The organism is Maritimibacter alkaliphilus HTCC2654 (genome assembly GCF_000152805.1).
GTDB lineage: Bacteria > Pseudomonadota > Alphaproteobacteria > Rhodobacterales > Rhodobacteraceae > Maritimibacter > Maritimibacter alkaliphilus.
The window spans coordinates 3,814,480-3,830,607 of the sequence record NZ_CH902578.1 but is presented as its reverse complement, the minus strand read 5'-3'; the positions used below and the strand labels follow the sequence as shown (position 1 = coordinate 3,830,607).

Here is a 16,128-nt window from a genome sequence, read left to right as displayed (position 1 = left end):
GCGGCGGATCGAGGGGCCAGCCCCTCGAGCACCCCGAAGTATTTGGAAAACAGAGAAGACGGACCGTCAGATCAGGCCGCGCCATCCCATGAGGGCGAGCGCGATGGCGATGACGATCAGGATGTTCATCGCGTTGCCTGCGAGCCAGTGGATCAGAACGCTCTTGCGCCGATCCCAGGCATCGACATTTTCCAGCCAGCCCTCGGCGCGCCTGGTCCCGGTCTCGATCCGCGCGTAATCGACCTGTTGGGCGAGCTTGGGGTGATCGACGCGCTCCAGTGCCTCGACCAGCACGTCGAGTTCCCGGCGCACCCAGCGCGGGATACGCCGCCCGGCCCGGCGGGTCTTGGTCGCAAGCCCCTCGCCCCGGATGTCGAGCCGCTCTTCCATCAGCTTTGCCAGCCGCTCTGCGCGTTCGTGTAGGTCCATGTCCCCGCCTTTCCGCGCGACACTATGCGAAGGGTCTTTCGGCCACAACGCCCGCGCGGTAAGGGAAGACATGCTCGCGATGGAAACATTCGGGGAGGACAGCTCCCACCCGCCGATCCTGATCGTCCACGGCCTGTTCGGCTCGGGCCGTAACTGGGGCGTGATCGCAAAGCGTCTGGCCAAAGACCGGCGCGTGGTGACGGTCGACATGCGCAACCACGGCGACAGCCCGCGCGAAGAGACGCAGGATTACCCCGCGATGGCCGATGATCTGGCCCGCGTGATCGACGAGATCGGCGGCACGGCGCAGGTGATCGGGCATTCGATGGGCGGCAAGGCGTCGATGGTGCTGGCTCTCGCCCACCCGGACAAGGTCGCGCGGATAATCGTGGCCGACATCGCGCCGGTCGCCTATGCGCACACCCAGTCGCACCTGATCGAGGCGATGCAGGCGCTCGACCTTGACGCGCTCGACACCCGGTCGGATGCCGATGCGGCACTGGCCGACACGGTCGAAGAGAAATCGGTGCGCGCCTTTCTGCTTCAGTCGCTCGATGTGCGGGGCAAGGCGTGGAAGCTCAATCTCGACGTTCTGGAACGCGAGATGAAGAAGATCACCGGGTTTCCCGAGGTCTCGGGCACCTATGACGGCCCGGTGCTGTTCCTTGCGGGGGCCGACAGCGATTACGTGCGTTCTGAGCATCGCGCACGGATCAAGGCACTGTTTCCCGAAGCCAGACAGGCCAAGATCCCCGGTGCGGGCCATTGGCTCCACGCCGAAAAGCCGCGCGAGTTCGAAGCCGCGGTGCGCGCGTTCTTCGAAATCTAGGCCCGCGTCGCTTCGGCCACCGCGATCGCGGCCATCGCGAGCACCGCGTCGCGCGTCTCGGCCACCGCGATGAAGCGTGCGTTGTGGCAGAATTTCGCGCCCGGCACGCCACAGGCCGCCTCGAGCGCCGCATCGGTCAGCCCGGCCCAGCTTTCCGGCAGATCGGCGCGGCTTTCGAACGTGTCCGCCCCCACCCGGATCGTGTTCAGGGCCCAGTCGCCGTCGCGCGGATGGATGACGAACAGCATGTGATCCGCGCCCGCCTTTTCCACGGCCGAACGGAACGGCATCCCCATCGGCAGCTCCAGCACCCGTGACGCCCCCGCCTTAGCAATGGCGGCAAGCACCATGCCCTCGGCCCGCGCCTTGGCGGCCAGCCGCCGGACCTCGGCCTCGACGAAGGCCCGCGCGACGGGAAGCGCGGCATGGAACGCCGCATCGTCGGCCTCGGGCGAGCGGTCGTCGAAGGCGGGTTTCAGGCTTTCGAGCAGGACCGGAAGCGTCAGCCCGGCCAACGGCCCGGCTACCGAGGGCGCGATGGCCCCGTTGTCCAAGAGATCGACGGGCAGAACGAAACCCTCGTCCATGCCTGCGAAAACACCCGCGCGGTCCGCCTCCGGCACCCCGAGCGCGGCAAGATAGTCGGCCCCGAACCGCGCCCAGATCAGCCCGGACGAGGAATAGGGCCGACCGTCCGGGCGCAGCGGCGCCGGGCGCTGGTGGTGGTCGAAAATCCCCGCCTCGGCATCATACGCGCGCCCGACGTCGTAGATGATCCGGCCCGCCATCGGCGTGATCCAAGCCGCATCGCGCGAACGCACCAGTGCCGCCTCGGGAAACAGGCGTGTCAGCACGACGGAAGCCAGAAGTTCATCGGCATGGAAGCCGCCCGAATGGGTGACGAGGTGCGTGATGGTCATGTGGTGATCCCGAAAATGAAACGGGCGACCGAACCGGCCGCCCTGCCTTGCCCGGAGCTGTCCGCGCTCAGTGCGTCCAGACCTGCCGACGATTGGTGGCGAAGTTGTCGCCATAGCCGCCGGGGCGGATGTTGGCCTTGCGCTTGTGCGGTTCCATCACCACGGCGTCGATGCCCTTTTCCTTGGCATACTCCACCGCCGCCTCTTTCGTGGCGAAGCGGATGCGCACCTGACTTTGCGTGTCCGACGAACTCGTCCAGCCCATCAGCGGGTCGATCTCGCGCGCCTCGTCCTGTGCGAAATCCAGAACCCACTGCTTCGTGCGGGCCTGACCGGATGTCATCGCGTTGCGGGCGGGTTTGTAGATGCGGGCGCGCATGTCTGCCTCACGGATTGGCTATCGGAACGCCTGTTTTATCGAACAAAAGGCGGGGCCTTCGCAAGGGCAAAGGCACCCGCCTTGGGAGGGAAACTGAAAGTTGACTGCCGGCCCCGACGAGGGAGCGAGGGGTGGGGTGGGTGTTCGTCGAGGCCGACAGCCGGTCTGCTGCTTGCAAGATCAAGGTAACAACCCGGAGGAGAGGGACGCAATGAAAATCTACAACCTAAGCGACAAAATTCTCATAAAACTCTCCCTAAGGTGGTAATGGTTCCTTAACTTTTGGAGTTGGGAAAACGATCGCTCTCGGGCCGTTCGCCAGACGGGGCGAACGGGTCACATTTCAATCGGGTCATGTGAAAAATACGGGACTTTCCGGGGGTCGGACCACTCACCAGATCGGGGGAGATGATTCGGTTTCAGGCCGCGCGCGGGCTGAGGACGGGATGCAGGATCGGCTGCGGCACCAGACAGCGGCCCAGAAGATCGGCCTCATGCCGCTTGAGCACGTCGCGCGCGGTCTTTCCGTAGCTGCCCGAAAGGGTCCGCAACTCGGGAAACAGCGACAGCACCTCTTCGCGCGCCTCGATGTCGAAGGCCGACAATCCGACACCGCCGGGATAGAAGCTTTCGCTCACCAGCCCTTCCGAGGTCAGGATCTGGTGCCGCGCGAACAACAGGTGGATGTATTCGACCTCGTCCTGCGGATCGACGTAGATCGTGTCGCCGTTCACAAGGTGCTTGGCCGCTGCCAGAACCTCGGACTGGCCGAAGTAAAGCTGCGCCTCCGGCCCGTCGATCAGGATGCGGTGCATCGGCGACACCAGCAGGTCGCGTTCGGGCACACCCGGCGCGATGGACCCGGCGGTCACACGGATCGGGCGCAACCGTGCGTCGGAGGCGGCCCCGGTCAGGTCGATCCGCTTGGACCCGGCCCAGAGGATGCGCTGCACCCCCATGTCGACCGTCAGAACCTCGTCCCCTGCCCGCAGTTCCTCGACGGGGCGCGGCCCGTGGGGCGTGTCGATCAGAGTGCCGCGCGTGAAACAGGGCGGCTCGTCCAGACCGTTGATCGTGATCGTGACGGTCGAATTGCCGCCGGTGGAGGTGACGTTGAACACCTCGGTCAGCGTGTCGCCGCTATCGAGGGCCTGAATGGCGGGCTGCGAATTGTCGGCGGTGTAGGTCCAGACACCGTCCGAATTGATGACGAGCGTGCCGTAGCTGCCGGTCAGGGTGCCGGGCGTCCACGCCCCCGCATCGCTGCCCGCGAGGTAATTGATGTCCCCGTTCGCAACGAGGTTGCCACCGACGACTCCGGTATCCTCGGTCACCGATCCGGTCGAAGGGCGCGGGAAACCCATCAGGCGGCCTCATCCATGAAATGCGCGCGCACGAGCCCGCGTTTGCCCCGGTTTCGGTCGCCTTCGACCACCTTCTTCACCCGGCCCTGCCGGTCGAGCCGCGCGAAATAGAACGGCACGTCGGGCGGCTTGCGCGCAATCTCGCGCGCGATGACGCGGCCATGCCCGAACGGCGCGAGCAGATCGATGAACCAAAGCGTATCGCCCGCCGCCCATTCGGCGGTCGTGGGAGCGATACCGTCCCGCAGCATCCGCGCCGAAACCTCGTCGCTCAGACGGGCCCAGATCAGCGCCGCCGCCGTCGCGCCGTCTTCGTTCTCGAACAACCGCACGCAGCCGTTGTTCACCGCCGGAATGAAGATCGACGCAAGCACATGGCCGGGATAGGTCCGATGAAGCGGGCAGTAGGACGCAAGGAAAGACAGCTTGCCCAAGGTGAGCATCTGTTCATTGCTGGGCGGTGGCGGACCCGTCCGGGCCGCCGTCGCGGAGTGTGCCTGTCTGCTCGACATCTTCTGATGCCTCTTTTGTTTGGCCCAGACTCGCCCAAAGGCTGTATTGTGTCAACGGACCGTTCCGTTCAGTCTCATTTGCTCGGCCCGATTGTTCGATTTGTGACTTTCGCGCACGCCGCTCCCGACAAAACACGTCAGCAGGGCGCAGCTCCGTGCCCCCTTGGCCCTTGAATGAGGGCAAAAAGAGAACAACTGTGTGGGCCGAAGGAGTCTCCCATGCCCGACAGCCCCCTCACCTCGCCCACCGTCGCCCCGACCGCCCGACCCAAGCTCGAAGGTGGCATCCGGTTCCGCATGAACACCGAGTTCAAGCCGGCGGGCGACCAGCCCACGGCCATCGCGGAGCTGTCGGACGGCATCAAGAACGGCGAGCAGGATCAGGTGCTTCTGGGTGCGACCGGCACCGGCAAGACCTATACGATGGCCAAGATCATCGAAGAGACCCAGCGCCCCGCCATCATCCTCGCCCCGAACAAGACGCTCGCGGCGCAGCTTTATGGCGAGTTCAAAGGCTTCTTCCCCGACAACGCGGTCGAATATTTCGTCTCTTACTACGACTACTACCAGCCGGAGGCCTACGTGCCCCGGTCGGACACCTTCATCGAGAAGGAAAGCCAGATCAATGAACAGATCGATCGGATGCGCCACTCCGCCACCCGCTCGCTCCTCGAACGCGACGACGTCATCATCATCGCCTCGGTCTCCTGCATCTACGGCATCGGCTCGCCCGAGACCTACACCGCCATGACGCAGGACATCACGGTGGGCGAAGAATACGACCAGCGCGCCATGATGAAAGACCTCGTGGCCCAGCAATACCGCCGCAACGACAACGCCTTCGACCGGGGCAGCTTCCGCGTGCGCGGCGATAGCCTGGAAATCTGGCCCTCACACCTCGAGGATCGCGGCTGGCGGCTGTCGTTCTTCGGTGAGGAACTGGAATCGATCACCGAATTCGACACCCTGACCGGGGCCAAGACCGACAGCCTCGAAAAAGTCCGGGTCTATGCCAATTCCCACTACGTGACCCCGACGCCCACGCTCCGTCAGGCCATCGAAGGCATCAAGAAGGAGCTCACCCTCCGCCTCGCCGAATTCGAGAAGGACGGGAAGCTGCTTGAGGCGCAGCGGCTTGAACAACGCACCCGTTTCGACCTCGAAATGCTCGAAGCGTCCGGGTTCTGCAACGGGATCGAAAACTACTCCCGCTACCTTACGGGCCGCGCGCCGGGTGAGCCGCCCCCCACCCTTTTTGAATACATCCCCGACAACGCCATCGTCTTTGCGGATGAAAGCCACGTCTCGGTCCCCCAGATCGGCGGCATGTACCGGGGCGACTACCGGCGCAAGTTCACGCTGGCCGAGCACGGGTTCCGCCTGCCGTCCTGCATGGACAACCGCCCGCTGAAGTTCGAGGAATGGGACGCCATGCGCCCGCAATCCGTCTTCGTCTCGGCCACCCCGGGGAACTGGGAGTTGGAGCGCACCGGCGGCGTCTTCACCGAACAGGTCATCCGCCCCACCGGGCTTCTGGACCCGCAGGTCGAAATCCGCCCCGTCGAGATGCAGGTCGACGACCTGTTGGACGAAGTGCGCAAGGTGGCGCAGGCCGGTTACCGCACGTTGGTCACGACCCTGACCAAGCGCATGGCCGAGGATCTGACCGAATACATGCACGAACAGGGCATCCGCGTGCGATACATGCACTCGGACATCGACACGATCGAACGGATCGAAATCCTGCGCGACCTGCGGCTGGGCGCCTTCGACGTGCTGATCGGCATCAACCTCTTGCGCGAGGGGCTGGATATTCCCGAATGCGGGCTGGTCGCGATCCTCGATGCGGATAAGGAGGGCTTCCTGCGCTCGGAAACCTCCCTCATCCAGACCATCGGCCGCGCCGCGCGCAACGCCGATGGCCGCGTCATCATGTACGCCGACCGCATCACCGGCTCGATGGAACGCGCGCTGGCCGAAACCGACCGCCGCCGCGCCCGCCAGATCGCCTATAACGAGGAACACGGTATTACCCCCGCCACGGTCCGCAAGAACGTCGAAGACGTGCTCGCCGGGCTTTACGCGGGCGACACCGACATGAACCGGGTCACGGCCACGGTCGACAAGGTCGGCATCGGCCAGAACCTTCAGGCGCATCTGGAGGGCCTGAAGGAAGACATGCGCAAGGCGGCGGAGAACCTGGAGTTCGAGGAAGCGGCAAGGCTGAGGGACGAGGTCAAACGTCTGGAAGCCGTGGACCTCGCCGTCGCCGACGACCCGATGGCGCGTCAGGCGGCGGTGGAGGCCGCTGGCGACAAGGCGGTGAAGGGGCGGTCGACGGCTGGGAAGCCGGGGCAGCGGGCTGGGCGGGGGAAGAGGCGGTAGCCTTAGAACTGGTGCCAAGTTCGATCGCGGCTACCGTCTCGTCACGACCCGACCGTGTTCTCGGACGATTAAAAAGCTGTCCCCTCGTCGTAGCAAAGTGACCTCAATAAACGCGGTACCAGCTGAAGCGTCTCCGACTATACCGCTCGAAGAAGTGTAATCGTAGTTACCCCGCACGAAACAATAGGTCAGGTTACACGACACAGCGACAGTGTCGCCAATTAACCTGTAGCGGCGTTTCGGCCAACGCGCGGCGAATTCCGCTTTGTCCTCAGCAACTTGGCCTAACGTGTACGTTTGACCATAGAAACTTACGCTCTCATTGTACATTCGTAGAGTTTCTGGGAGAGCGGTCGCGTTCGGTTTGGACCACGCACGAAAAAAGTTGTCTACGAAATGAAAAGCGAGTGCCTCAGGGGAGGGCTTCGCTTCCGGCGTTGCGACCGCACCCGCCACCATCGAATACTCAACTTTCTCATCTCTTGACAGGATATACATCTCGTCCTTTGGCGTCCTAAACATTGCGACCAACAAGTCATTTGGGACATCGAAGTCGGAAAGTGTGTCTATGATATCGGATACGGAAACCTGCCCACTTTCGAGGTCACCGCTGTCAGAGCTAATCTGATGCACGCCCAACTCACCTTGCGCATCTCGAACGACGCCAGCAAAAAAGACAAATGCACATGCAGAATAGCAGCCAGCGTCCTTGGGAATGAACGTATCGGCACCAATCGATCGCACACGCCGAGCCATTAACAATGCGCTCGTCACTAAACCACCATCACTGTTCAACATTACAAGGCTAGGAGTGCCGAACTCCTCCATCGCCCGTTCAAAATTCAGCGTGGTTCGCTCGTCTATGTCGCCCCACAGCGCCAATATTCCTGGATAGCGGGAGTCATAGACGATTGGCGCATACTTAAGATCAGGCTGCGCAAAGCCAGTTGACGCGAGCAGGTAGAGACAAAGTGTCGTCAGGTAGGTAATTCGCATGGAGCCCTCAATATCAGCTTGCATTAGTTTTCTGAGCGAGGGCGAGGAAAAAATGGAATGTTTCTCCAGAAACCGTAGAGTTGGGCGTTATTCCAACGCCGCAAGGCAATCGGCGCATTCAAACCTGCCCTACTCATTGTCAAACACCGAGAGTCCAACCTCGCACGGAATCAAGGCCGCAGGCCGCCGTGCGAGCGCCTGCCTGTCCCGGCGGGCTGGCGCTTCTCGTCCACCAGCGCCCACGCCGACTCCGGCAATGACACGGCCCCATAAAGCGCCCCGCTCAACCGCCAAAAGCGCCATCCCACGGACAGGCGCGCGCACGACTCGGCCCTTGGAAAGACCGTCAGAAAGCAGCACGTATTTTTGATGCGCACCTCTGGTGCGACGGACAGGCGCCGCTCGCGCCTCCCCTCCCCCGAAACGCATTCGTGATTTGCCAGCCGCCCCGCCGCGACCACCAATGGCGCAGTTTCAACCCATTCAACGAGCCGCCAGATGATCTCACGGATCGCCCCCCTCGCCTTCGTCCTTGCCGCTGTCCCGGCCTTCGCTCAGGACCATTCCGCGCATATGTCCCACGGGTCCGACGACCCCGCCACGGCGGCCTATATGGCCGCGAACGACGCCATGCACCGGGACATGGCCATCGATTTCACCGACAACGCCGATGTCGATTTCATCCGGGGCATGATCCCGCATCATCAGGGTGCGGTGGCGATGGCGCAGGCCGTGCTCGCCCACGGCACCGATCCCGAGGTCCGCAAACTGGCCGAAGCCGTCATCGCCGCACAGGAAGCGGAAATCCAATGGATGCGCGACTGGCTCGCCGCCAACGGTGGTTGAGCCTCGCGCCCGCGCCCCAGATCTCTTCGAACCACGGGAACCCGGCGCGCAAGGGCGCACGCCCCCGCGCTCTCCCCGCCACCTGACCCGGCGAAAACCCGCCCAAAGCCCGCCTGTGCAGCGCGCGCGGTCTACCGAATGTGACTGGTGTCGCGGGCGCGCTTTTTCTAGCGTATCGGAATGACCCGACTTCTGCTCGCCGCCCTCATCGCCTTCGCCCCGCTCACCGCCCGCGCCGACATCACGGCGTTCTGCCGGGTGCTGCCCGGCACCAACGCCAACCAATGCGCCTGCGCGACCGAGAAGCTCAGGGCACAGGCCTCGGCCTCGGACTTCGCGCTCTACGATGCGGTCGCGACGGGGTACCTCAGGAACCGCTCGACGGGTCAGGCGTGGCTTACGGCCTGGCGCGCATCGGTCAAGTCGGTCGCGGCGCAGAACGGGATCGAACTCACCGCGTTCAAACGCCAGCTCGACAGGATCGGCGATCTGCACCGCGCGCTCGGCGACAGCTGCAAGTAACGTAAAACGGAAAACCCCCGCACCGACCGGCACGGGGGTTCGCCTCTGAAATCGCCGTAATCGGTCTTACGAGTCGTCTTCCGGCGGATTGACGTCGATGGTCGGCACTTCGACCTCGGCGCTTTCCGTGTCGACGTCAACGTCGACATCCGGCACTTCGACCTCTTCCGTGGCGGTGCCGACTTCGACCTCGCCCACCTCGGCGTCGACTTCCGGCAGTTCACCGCCGTCGACCGAGACGTCGACATCCGGCAGAGCGCCGTCTTCGGTCACGTCGAAATCCACCATGAACACCGCGAATGCGATGGCGACCAGGGCCACGAGGCCCAGGATGACTCCACCTGCTTTACCCATTGTTCGTATCCTTCCAGTCTCTGTTCCATTGCTATGGTTCTGCCCCACAAACCAAATCCCCCGCTGAAAGGTTCCAACTTCGCCGAAAGCCCCGCCGCGCCCGCACTGGCCCGCGCCACAAAAAAACCCGATTCCCGTGCAAATCTTGTCGCCGACACTCAGAAAACAGGTCTCGCTGCCATGAAATACGCTATCGCCCTGATCGCTCTTCTGCCCGCCGCCGCGCAGGCCGGATCGACGGAACTCTGCATGGACATGGGCGCAAGCTCGTCCAAATGCTCCTGTGCCACCACCACGCTCAACAGCAACATCACGCTGGAAGAACGCGCGCTCTACGACTCGGTGGGCGACACGTTCCTGTCCGCCAAATCCGGCGGGTCCGACGTGTCGGAGGCCTGGGAAACCGCATTCTCGACGGTCGCCGCGCAGAACAACATGACCACCGAGGATCTGCTGCTCGACATGGCGAGCGTGGGCGAAAAGCACGAAGACGCCATCTCGTCCTGCCAGTAGGCACCACCAACCCTTCGGCTTTCCTTTCAGGGGCTTGCGCGCTACACCATTGGTGCGCCAGCCAGTGCACGTCGATCTGACGCGCCCGCCCGCGTGCATCCACGCGCGAGGACCTGATGACCAAGACCGATCCCATCCGCCCGACCGATGACGAGGCCCGCAGGCTGGCGCGCGAGCTGATCGACAGCGCCCGTTTCGCGGCCCTCGCCGTGCTCGTAGACGCTCGCCCCTTCGTGACCCGCGTAGCCCTTGGCACGACCCCGGACGGCGCGCCCCTGACCCTCGTCTCAGACCTTTCGGCACACACGCGGGCGCTGCGTGCTGCACCGCAGGCCTCGCTCCTTGTCGGAGAGCCGGGCGACAAGGGCGATCCGCTGACCCATCCCCGCCTGACGCTCGACTGCACCGCGCGGTTTCTGGCCAAGGACGACGCCCTGCGCACGCATTATCTGGCCACCCACCCCAAGGCGAAACTCTACATCGATTTCGCGGACTTCAACTTTGTCGGGTTCGAGGTGGAGGCCGGCCATCTGAACGGCGGTTTCGGCAAAGCGTTTCGCCTGACGGCCGCCGACCTTGCCCCCACTGGACAGCCCCCCGCGCCGGGCGCATGATCGGCCCCATGAAACCAGTTCTCGCCGCTCTCGCCGCCCTTGTCGTGCTGTCCGCCTGCACCGAGCAGGATATGTGCATCTACCGCAACACGCAGGATCTGCGCGCCGCGGAAAGCCGCATTCAGGAACTCGAAGGCAATGTCGCGCGGGGTTACGCCATTCACCGCACGACCGAGCCCTATACCTATACCGGGGTATGTCGCGACAAGGACGGCAAGCCCTATGAATGCACCAAGACGGATTTCCGCACGGTCGAGAAACCCGTGTCCATCGACATCGCGGACCAGCGCGCGCAACTCGCGGCGCTGCGGTCGCAGCTTCCCGCGCTTCAGGAAAAAGCCAGCCTCGCCCGGTCTCAGTGCGCCCAGCTTTACCCCGAGTGACGGCGATTGTCATGGGGGCGGCGGTCTGGCCCGGCGGCGTGGCCTCGCCCGCGCTGAGACGGCGCACGGAACGCGCGGGGCGTCTGCTTCTCGACGGTCAGGTGCAGCAGATCATCGTCACGGGCGGTGTCGGTGACATCCCTCCGGCCGAGGCTGACGTTGCGGCAGGTATCCTCGCCGACATGGAGGTGCCGGCAGACCTCGTCCTGCGCGATACGCGGTCGACCACCACCTTCGAGAACCTCGTCGAGGCCCGCCGCATGTTGCAAGCCGGCGAAACGGTTGTCGTCGTCTCGGATGCCTTCCATTTGCCACGATCCGTCCTGACGGCTCGCCGGCTCGGACTAGCCGCATCCGGCGAGTCGACATCGCTAAGCGGCGCAAATCCTTGGCGAATCATCCGGGCTGCTTTACGTGAGGTGCCGGCGCTGATCTGGTACGGAATACGGCCAATTCCGGGCGACATTTTGTCCTGAACCTGTCGAAAACACTACAACCGGTAAGGGAATCCTTACCCGGTCCTTCGCCTGCAAGCCTTGATCGGACACAGGGTCAGGATACACTGGCAGTGCTGCCACTCATTTACCGACATGACCAACATATGGCCTCGAATACACGTTCAGGACGACGCCCGCGCCTTTTTCCGACTTCGGATCGCGTTCGGGCTTCTCGGTGTCCTGCTGCCCCTGCTGCTCGCCGCAGCCGGATTGATCGCTGACGGTCGCGTTCAGCCGACAATATCCGACTTTTTCCACACGACTCAACGTGACCTTTTGGTCGGGGGTCTGGTGGCTATCGGTACCTTCCTTGCCGTGCATCGCGGGATCAAGCGTTACCGGGGGCGTTGGATTTCGCCCGACCTGATCGCCATCGTCGCGGGACTGGCCGCGATCGGCGTCGCCTTCTTCCCGAACGAAAGCGACACGGTCACCACCTTCACCCAGCACGCGCTCGGGTTGGATGTATCGCCCGCCTTTCACTATCTGTCGGCGGTCCTGCTTTACCTGATGATGTCGTTCACCTGTTTCTTCGTCTACGCGCCCGACGCGGGCGAGAGATGGGAAAAACGGTTCTACCTGGTCTCCGGCGCGATCATCTGGTGCACGGGTTGGGGCGTCATGATCCTGTCCAACATCAAGAACGGCGGTGACGGCTGGCTCGCCCAGTTCATCCAGAACAACAACATCGTCTACTGGGACGAAAGCCTTGGGGTCTGGGCCTTCTCGATCTCGTGGATTCTGAAGGCCGTGCTGGAGCGTCGCCGCGAGACGAGACAGGGGCACATGAGGCTTCACCGTCTCGGGGCTTTCTTCGGCCTGCGCGCGCGGCCCGGCCGCCCCGGACCCCGTCCCGGCTCCGGCACGCTCGACACATGGATGACGCGGGCCTTCCGGTCGATCCGCCGCCTGACGGCACCGCGCGGAACGCCGCCGCAGACCGCACAGGGGCAGCCGCTTCGCACGTCGGTTCAGACCACGATGGACCGGCACCGTCGCGTCGTCGACCGCCCGGCCCTGCGAACGGGTCGGCGCACCGCCCCGAAACGCCGCGCGGGCTAGGTCCGGGTCTTTCGGGTCAGAACACCGCCGCCACGTCATACATCACCGGCTCGAAGCTGCGGCACAGGTCGTTGATGACGCGGTTGCGCTTGCGCATCTCGTCCGTGCGCAGCATCGCCTGAAAATCCTCGCGCTTTTCCCACTGCGAATAATTCGCGATCCGGGTCTGCGCGTCGTTCACATGCAGGCCCGCCGCGATGAAACCCGGCTGTTTCGAGATGAACGACTCGTAGGCGTCGGTCAGCAGGTCGACGAGGTCCTGACACGTGCCGGGCGTCGTTTCGAACGTGGTCAGGACGGTCTGGCGATCCTGCGACATGGCGATGGTGGGCATGAAATCCTCCTTGGCTGAGGCAAGCCTAGCACCGACCGGACACCCGTCAAACTCAGTCGAGGATTTCCTTGAGCAAGTATTTCACCTTGTCGGTGGTCGAATACTTTTTCCGGTATCGCCTGCCCTTCGATTTCTTCCGCTCGGGCTTTTCCGGGCGGCGCTGGTCGCGCGTCGATGCCTGCGGCTGGCGCGTGGGCTTGGGGGCCTTGGTCTTGACCGGGCGCGGCTCGGGCCGCGGGTCCGGGTCGGGCAGGACCACGGGCGGGCGGACCGCTTCGATCAACGTCTCCAACTCGCCGCGATCGAGCCAGATGCCACCGCAGACCTCGCATCTGTCGAGCGTCACGCCGTGACGGTTCACATGCTCCATCTCGCGGGCACAGTTCGGGCAGATCATGCGGCTCCTCCTTCGCTGGAGTGCTGCATGTGGGGACGAAAAAGGCGGGCCGCAAGCGACCCGCCTCTCCTCCCGTGGTGCTCAGAGCCCCCTCAGCGCACCACGTGGACCGAGCATGGCGCGTGGCGTACGACGCGCGCAGCGGTGCTGCCCAGGAAATAATCCTGAAAGCCCGGCCGGTGTGAGGCCACAACGATGCAATCCACGCCGTTCTTGGCAGCATAGTCGACGATCGTGTGGCCTGCGTGACCCTCGATCACCACCACGTCGACCCCGACCTCGTCCTTGATCTTCTCGGCCAGCGTGGCTTCGATGTCCTGCACGTTATGGGCCATCTGACCCTCGGGCAGATACTGCGCGACATAGGACGGAATTTCCTCGACCACATGCAGCGCGGTGATCTTGGCGCCGTCTTCCGAGATCGCGTGGGCGATTTCGAGCGCGGTCTTGCTGTCGCGCGTTTCGTCGAAGGTGATGGGCACAAGGATGTTCTTGTACATGACTGGGTCTCCTGTTGCGGTTATCTTCTGATACCTGCGCTCAGACGTGCGTCGCCATGACATAGGTCAAGAAAAACGCTAGCGCATGGTCCCCTCTCCCCCAAACGAAAACGCCCCCGGACGATGCCGGGGGCGCTGATCCGCGTGCGTGGCGCGGCGCGTTAGAACGGCAGGCCGACGTAGTTTTCGGCCAGCGTGATCCGGGCCGCTTCCGAGCCGAGGAAATAGTCCAGCTCGGTTTCTTGCATCTTCTGCTCGAACTCCGGGTGATCCGGGAACTGGTGCAGCATCGAGGTCATCCACCAGCTGAACCGCTGAGCCTTCCACACCCGGCGCAGCGCGGTTTCGGAATAGCTGTCCAGCCCCGAAGCGTCGCCTTCGTCGTAATAGGCGATCATGGCGTGATAGAGGTAGTAGATGTCGCTCGCGGCCGAGTTCAGCCCCTTGGCCCCGGTCGGCGGCACGATATGCGCCGCGTCACCTGCGAGGAACAAGTTGCCATAGCGCATCGGCTCACACACGAAGGACCGGAGCGGCGCGATGGATTTCTCGATCGACGGGCCGGTCTCCAGCCGCGCCGCCACATCCTCGGGCAGTCGGGCCTTGAGCTCGTCCCAGAACCGCTCGTCCGACCAATCCTCGACCTTGTCGTCCAGCGGCACCTGCACGTAGTAGCGGCTGAGAACCTGACTGCGCAGCGAACAGAGCGCAAAGCCCCGGTCTGATCGCGCATAGATCAGCTCGTCGTTCACCGGCTTGGTTTCCGACAGGATGCCGAGCCAGCCGAAGGGATAGACCTTTTCGTATTCGCGGATCTGATCGGCCGGGATCGACTTGCGGCTGACGCCGTGGAAGCCATCGGCGCCCACGATGAAATCGCAGTCCACCCGGTGCGTTTCCCCGTCCTTCTCGTAGGTCAGATAAGGCGCGTCGGTGGTCAGGTCGTGCGGCTGCACGTTGTCCGCGTCGTGGATGACCTTGCCGCCGCGGGCTTCGCGGGCATCATACAGATCGCGCGTCACCTCGGTCTGGCCGTAGACCATCACCGTGTCGCCGCCGGTCAGACCCTTGAGGTCGATCCGATGTTCGACGCCGTTGTCCGAAATGACGACACCGTCATGAATCTCGCCCTCACGGTCCATCCGCTCGCCCACGCCCGCTTCGCGCATGAGATCGGTGAACCCCTGCTCCAGCACGCCCGCGCGGATGCGGCTCAGCACATATTCGCGCGACTTGCGTTCCAGCACGACGCTGTCGATGCCCTTGAGGTCCAGAAGCTGGCTCAGGAGCAGCCCGGACGGGCCGCCGCCGATGATGCCGACTTTCGTTTTGATGGTGGTCATGCGTTTCCTCCTCGTATCTGTGCGATAGATGCCCGCGCGCTGCGGCGTTTTGAATGGACCGACCCGTCCGAAACAGGTACGGATCGAACATGAGCCGCATTGACAACTTCAACCTGTTCGGAGAGCTTTCGGACCTTCCCGATGTCGTCCATTGCGAGACGATCGAGGTGCGTTCGGCCTTGCATGATTGGGAATTGACGCCGCATCGGCACGGGCGGCTTCACCAGTTTCTCATGCTGCATCGCGGCGCCGCGCGGGGCCGTTTCGATGACGCGGAGGTGGACCTATCTGACAATACGGTGGTGAACGTGCCCACCGGCTGCGTGCATTCCTACAGCTTCGAACCGGGCACCGAGGGCTGGGTCGTCACGGTGGCGAGCGAGGTTCTGGACGAATGGCTGGCCGAAGGTGAGGGCCTGCGCCCTGTCCTGTCGAACCCGGCGCAGGTGCCGGGAAACTTGGACATCCGCGACACGATCACGGCGATCTTCGACGAATACGAAACGCGCGATTTCGGGCGCGCCCATGTGTTGCGCGCGCGGATCGCTTTGCTCGCCGGTCTGGTGGCGCGCGCCATAGCGGGCGACGCGCCCGCCGCGCTGTCGTCGGACACAACACTCCAGCGCCGGTTCGAGGCGCTGGTGGAAGCCCATTTCACCGAGCATCTGGCGGTGTCCGACTATGCCGACCGTCTCGCCGTCACGCCCACGCATCTGAGCCGGGTGATGCGGCAGGCCACGGGCCGCCCCGCTTCCGGCGTGGTCACGGATCGCATCATCCGCGAGGCGCGGCGCAACCTCGCCTATTCCAACCTGTCGGTGTCCGAAGTGGCTTATGCATTGGGCTACCAAGACCCGTCGCATTTCAGCCGGGTCTTTTCCCGCGCCACGGGCCTGTCGCCCCGCGCGTTCCGTCAGCAGATCGAGGCGCGGGGCTGATCGGCAAATTC

22 protein-coding genes are annotated in these 16,128 nt (G+C 63.9%); 10 read left to right on the top strand and 12 right to left on the bottom strand.

Annotation, left to right across the window (positions count from 1 at the left end; genetic code table 11):
- Nucleotides 1-66 precede the first annotated feature (66 nt).
- Nucleotides 67-429 carry a hypothetical protein gene (locus RB2654_RS22635; RefSeq protein ID WP_008335122.1) on the bottom strand — a complete coding sequence of 121 codons (363 nt, stop codon included), beginning with the start codon at nucleotides 427-429 and terminating at the stop codon, nucleotides 67-69.
- Nucleotides 430-499: 70 nt separating this feature from the next.
- Here RB2654_RS22635 and RB2654_RS19785 point away from each other — a divergent pair, with 70 nt between their 5' ends.
- Entirely contained in the window at nucleotides 500-1,258 is a 759-nt protein-coding gene (locus RB2654_RS19785) for an alpha/beta fold hydrolase (RefSeq protein WP_008335121.1), read from the top strand.
- On the opposite strand, the gene RB2654_RS19780 is transcribed toward RB2654_RS19785, so the two are convergent.
- The 4 genes from RB2654_RS19780 to RB2654_RS19765 form a co-directional block, all read right to left on the bottom strand.
- The gene (locus RB2654_RS19780; RefSeq protein WP_008335120.1) at nucleotides 1,255-2,178 is read right to left on the bottom strand and encodes an MYG1 family protein; all 924 of its coding nucleotides are present in this window, start codon (nucleotides 2,176-2,178) and stop codon (nucleotides 1,255-1,257) included. The two genes, RB2654_RS19785 and RB2654_RS19780, sit on opposite strands and share 4 nt — an antisense overlap.
- 67 nt (nucleotides 2,179-2,245) lie before the next feature.
- Nucleotides 2,246-2,557 (bottom strand): ETC complex I subunit, encoded by a 312-nt coding sequence (locus tag RB2654_RS19775; RefSeq protein WP_008335118.1) that lies wholly within the window; start codon nucleotides 2,555-2,557, stop codon nucleotides 2,246-2,248.
- Between the two features lie 419 nt (nucleotides 2,558-2,976).
- Complete coding sequence (locus RB2654_RS22630) at nucleotides 2,977-3,921, bottom strand: Hint domain-containing protein (protein ID WP_008335117.1); 945 nt, start codon at nucleotides 3,919-3,921, stop codon at nucleotides 2,977-2,979.
- Nucleotides 3,921-4,433 (bottom strand): toxin-activating lysine-acyltransferase, encoded by a 513-nt coding sequence (locus RB2654_RS19765; protein WP_083783440.1) that lies wholly within the window; start codon nucleotides 4,431-4,433, stop codon nucleotides 3,921-3,923. The genes RB2654_RS22630 and RB2654_RS19765 overlap by 1 nt, the downstream gene beginning before the upstream one ends.
- A gap of 219 nt (nucleotides 4,434-4,652) precedes the next feature.
- On the opposite strand from RB2654_RS19765, the gene uvrB reads away from it, so the two are divergent.
- Nucleotides 4,653-6,818, top strand: a complete 2,166-nt coding sequence (gene uvrB / locus RB2654_RS19760; RefSeq protein WP_008335115.1) for an excinuclease ABC subunit UvrB — start codon at nucleotides 4,653-4,655, stop codon at nucleotides 6,816-6,818.
- Nucleotides 6,819-6,848: 30 nt separating this feature from the next.
- Here the strand turns inward: uvrB and RB2654_RS19755 are convergent, their stop codons facing one another.
- On the bottom strand, nucleotides 6,849-7,838 hold the full coding sequence (locus tag RB2654_RS19755) for a COG3904 family protein (RefSeq protein ID WP_008335112.1): 990 nt from the start codon (nucleotides 7,836-7,838) through the stop codon (nucleotides 6,849-6,851).
- A 474-nt stretch (nucleotides 7,839-8,312) separates the two neighbouring features.
- Between RB2654_RS19755 and copM the strand changes: the two genes are divergently transcribed.
- The gene (gene copM / locus RB2654_RS19750; protein WP_008335111.1) at nucleotides 8,313-8,660 is read left to right on the top strand and encodes a CopM family metallochaperone; all 348 of its coding nucleotides are present in this window, start codon (nucleotides 8,313-8,315) and stop codon (nucleotides 8,658-8,660) included.
- A gap of 180 nt (nucleotides 8,661-8,840) precedes the next feature.
- The gene (locus tag RB2654_RS19745) at nucleotides 8,841-9,182 is read left to right on the top strand and encodes a hypothetical protein (protein ID WP_008335109.1); all 342 of its coding nucleotides are present in this window, start codon (nucleotides 8,841-8,843) and stop codon (nucleotides 9,180-9,182) included.
- Between the two features lie 66 nt (nucleotides 9,183-9,248).
- On the opposite strand, the gene RB2654_RS19740 is transcribed toward RB2654_RS19745, so the two are convergent.
- Nucleotides 9,249-9,536 carry a hypothetical protein gene (locus RB2654_RS19740; protein ID WP_008335107.1) on the bottom strand — a complete coding sequence of 96 codons (288 nt, stop codon included), beginning with the start codon at nucleotides 9,534-9,536 and terminating at the stop codon, nucleotides 9,249-9,251.
- A gap of 180 nt (nucleotides 9,537-9,716) precedes the next feature.
- On the opposite strand from RB2654_RS19740, the gene RB2654_RS19735 reads away from it, so the two are divergent.
- The 4 genes from RB2654_RS19735 (at nucleotide 9,717) to RB2654_RS19720 (ending at nucleotide 11,522) form a co-directional block, all read left to right on the top strand.
- A complete protein-coding gene (locus tag RB2654_RS19735; protein ID WP_040885329.1) occupies nucleotides 9,717-10,049 on the top strand; it encodes a hypothetical protein in 333 nt (110 codons plus the stop codon).
- Nucleotides 10,050-10,165: 116 nt separating this feature from the next.
- Entirely contained in the window at nucleotides 10,166-10,663 is a 498-nt protein-coding gene (locus RB2654_RS19730) for a HugZ family pyridoxamine 5'-phosphate oxidase (RefSeq protein WP_008335103.1), read from the top strand.
- An 8-nt stretch (nucleotides 10,664-10,671) separates the two neighbouring features.
- Complete coding sequence (locus RB2654_RS23240) at nucleotides 10,672-11,046, top strand: hypothetical protein (protein WP_040885327.1); 375 nt, start codon at nucleotides 10,672-10,674, stop codon at nucleotides 11,044-11,046.
- A complete protein-coding gene (locus tag RB2654_RS19720) occupies nucleotides 11,043-11,522 on the top strand; it encodes a YdcF family protein (RefSeq protein ID WP_040885325.1) in 480 nt (159 codons plus the stop codon). The genes RB2654_RS23240 and RB2654_RS19720 overlap by 4 nt, the downstream gene beginning before the upstream one ends.
- 102 nt (nucleotides 11,523-11,624) lie before the next feature.
- Here RB2654_RS19720 and RB2654_RS23490 read toward each other — a convergent pair whose 3' ends face one another.
- Nucleotides 11,625-11,864, bottom strand: coding sequence for a hypothetical protein (locus RB2654_RS23490; protein ID WP_008335097.1), 240 nt, complete (start codon nucleotides 11,862-11,864; stop codon nucleotides 11,625-11,627).
- Here RB2654_RS23490 and RB2654_RS19715 point away from each other — a divergent pair.
- The gene (locus RB2654_RS19715; protein ID WP_148912616.1) at nucleotides 11,835-12,605 is read left to right on the top strand and encodes a hypothetical protein; all 771 of its coding nucleotides are present in this window, start codon (nucleotides 11,835-11,837) and stop codon (nucleotides 12,603-12,605) included. The genes RB2654_RS23490 and RB2654_RS19715 overlap by 30 nt on opposite strands.
- A gap of 16 nt (nucleotides 12,606-12,621) precedes the next feature.
- Here RB2654_RS19715 and RB2654_RS19710 read toward each other — a convergent pair whose 3' ends face one another.
- The 4 genes from RB2654_RS19710 to pobA all read right to left on the bottom strand — a co-directional run bounded on the left by RB2654_RS19710 (nucleotide 12,622) and on the right by pobA (nucleotide 15,179).
- A complete protein-coding gene (locus tag RB2654_RS19710; protein WP_008335093.1) occupies nucleotides 12,622-12,939 on the bottom strand; it encodes an antibiotic biosynthesis monooxygenase family protein in 318 nt (105 codons plus the stop codon).
- A gap of 52 nt (nucleotides 12,940-12,991) precedes the next feature.
- On the bottom strand, nucleotides 12,992-13,336 hold the full coding sequence (locus tag RB2654_RS19705; RefSeq protein WP_008335090.1) for a TFIIB-type zinc ribbon-containing protein: 345 nt from the start codon (nucleotides 13,334-13,336) through the stop codon (nucleotides 12,992-12,994).
- A gap of 92 nt (nucleotides 13,337-13,428) precedes the next feature.
- The gene (locus tag RB2654_RS19700) at nucleotides 13,429-13,836 is read right to left on the bottom strand and encodes a universal stress protein (RefSeq protein WP_008335089.1); all 408 of its coding nucleotides are present in this window, start codon (nucleotides 13,834-13,836) and stop codon (nucleotides 13,429-13,431) included.
- Between the two features lie 161 nt (nucleotides 13,837-13,997).
- Nucleotides 13,998-15,179 carry a 4-hydroxybenzoate 3-monooxygenase gene (pobA, locus tag RB2654_RS19695; protein WP_008335086.1) on the bottom strand — a complete coding sequence of 394 codons (1,182 nt, stop codon included), beginning with the start codon at nucleotides 15,177-15,179 and terminating at the stop codon, nucleotides 13,998-14,000.
- Between the two features lie 89 nt (nucleotides 15,180-15,268).
- On the opposite strand from pobA, the gene RB2654_RS19690 reads away from it, so the two are divergent.
- Nucleotides 15,269-16,117 (top strand): helix-turn-helix domain-containing protein, encoded by an 849-nt coding sequence (locus tag RB2654_RS19690; protein ID WP_008335083.1) that lies wholly within the window; start codon nucleotides 15,269-15,271, stop codon nucleotides 16,115-16,117.
- The last annotated feature ends 11 nt before the right edge of the window (nucleotides 16,118-16,128 follow it).

Bases quoted from the DNA above. Each gene is read 5' to 3' on its own strand.
- RB2654_RS19755 (WP_008335112.1), bottom strand. From the start codon at position 7,838: ATGCAAGCTGATATTGAGGGCTCCATGCGAATTACCTACCTGACGACA.
- RB2654_RS22635 (WP_008335122.1), bottom strand. From the start codon at position 429: ATGGACCTACACGAACGCGCAGAGCGGCTGGCAAAGCTGATGGAAGAG.
- RB2654_RS19705 (WP_008335090.1), bottom strand. From the start codon at position 13,336: ATGATCTGCCCGAACTGTGCCCGCGAGATGGAGCATGTGAACCGTCAC.
- RB2654_RS19700 (WP_008335089.1), bottom strand. From the start codon at position 13,836: ATGTACAAGAACATCCTTGTGCCCATCACCTTCGACGAAACGCGCGAC.
- RB2654_RS19690 (WP_008335083.1), top strand. From the start codon at position 15,269: ATGAGCCGCATTGACAACTTCAACCTGTTCGGAGAGCTTTCGGACCTT.
- uvrB (WP_008335115.1), top strand. From the start codon at position 4,653: ATGCCCGACAGCCCCCTCACCTCGCCCACCGTCGCCCCGACCGCCCGA.
- RB2654_RS19775 (WP_008335118.1), bottom strand. From the start codon at position 2,557: ATGCGCGCCCGCATCTACAAACCCGCCCGCAACGCGATGACATCCGGT.
- RB2654_RS19745 (WP_008335109.1), top strand. From the start codon at position 8,841: ATGACCCGACTTCTGCTCGCCGCCCTCATCGCCTTCGCCCCGCTCACC.
- RB2654_RS19780 (WP_008335120.1), bottom strand. From the start codon at position 2,178: ATGACCATCACGCACCTCGTCACCCATTCGGGCGGCTTCCATGCCGAT.
- copM (WP_008335111.1), top strand. From the start codon at position 8,313: ATGATCTCACGGATCGCCCCCCTCGCCTTCGTCCTTGCCGCTGTCCCG.
- RB2654_RS23490 (WP_008335097.1), bottom strand. From the start codon at position 11,864: ATGCACGGCAAGGAAGGTACCGATAGCCACCAGACCCCCGACCAAAAG.
- RB2654_RS19765 (WP_083783440.1), bottom strand. From the start codon at position 4,433: ATGTCGAGCAGACAGGCACACTCCGCGACGGCGGCCCGGACGGGTCCG.
- RB2654_RS19730 (WP_008335103.1), top strand. From the start codon at position 10,166: ATGACCAAGACCGATCCCATCCGCCCGACCGATGACGAGGCCCGCAGG.
- RB2654_RS23240 (WP_040885327.1), top strand. From the start codon at position 10,672: ATGAAACCAGTTCTCGCCGCTCTCGCCGCCCTTGTCGTGCTGTCCGCC.
- RB2654_RS19785 (WP_008335121.1), top strand. From the start codon at position 500: ATGCTCGCGATGGAAACATTCGGGGAGGACAGCTCCCACCCGCCGATC.
- RB2654_RS19735 (WP_040885329.1), top strand. From the start codon at position 9,717: ATGAAATACGCTATCGCCCTGATCGCTCTTCTGCCCGCCGCCGCGCAG.
- RB2654_RS22630 (WP_008335117.1), bottom strand. From the start codon at position 3,921: ATGGGTTTCCCGCGCCCTTCGACCGGATCGGTGACCGAGGATACCGGA.
- pobA (WP_008335086.1), bottom strand. From the start codon at position 15,179: ATGACCACCATCAAAACGAAAGTCGGCATCATCGGCGGCGGCCCGTCC.
- RB2654_RS19710 (WP_008335093.1), bottom strand. From the start codon at position 12,939: ATGCCCACCATCGCCATGTCGCAGGATCGCCAGACCGTCCTGACCACG.
- RB2654_RS19740 (WP_008335107.1), bottom strand. From the start codon at position 9,536: ATGGGTAAAGCAGGTGGAGTCATCCTGGGCCTCGTGGCCCTGGTCGCC.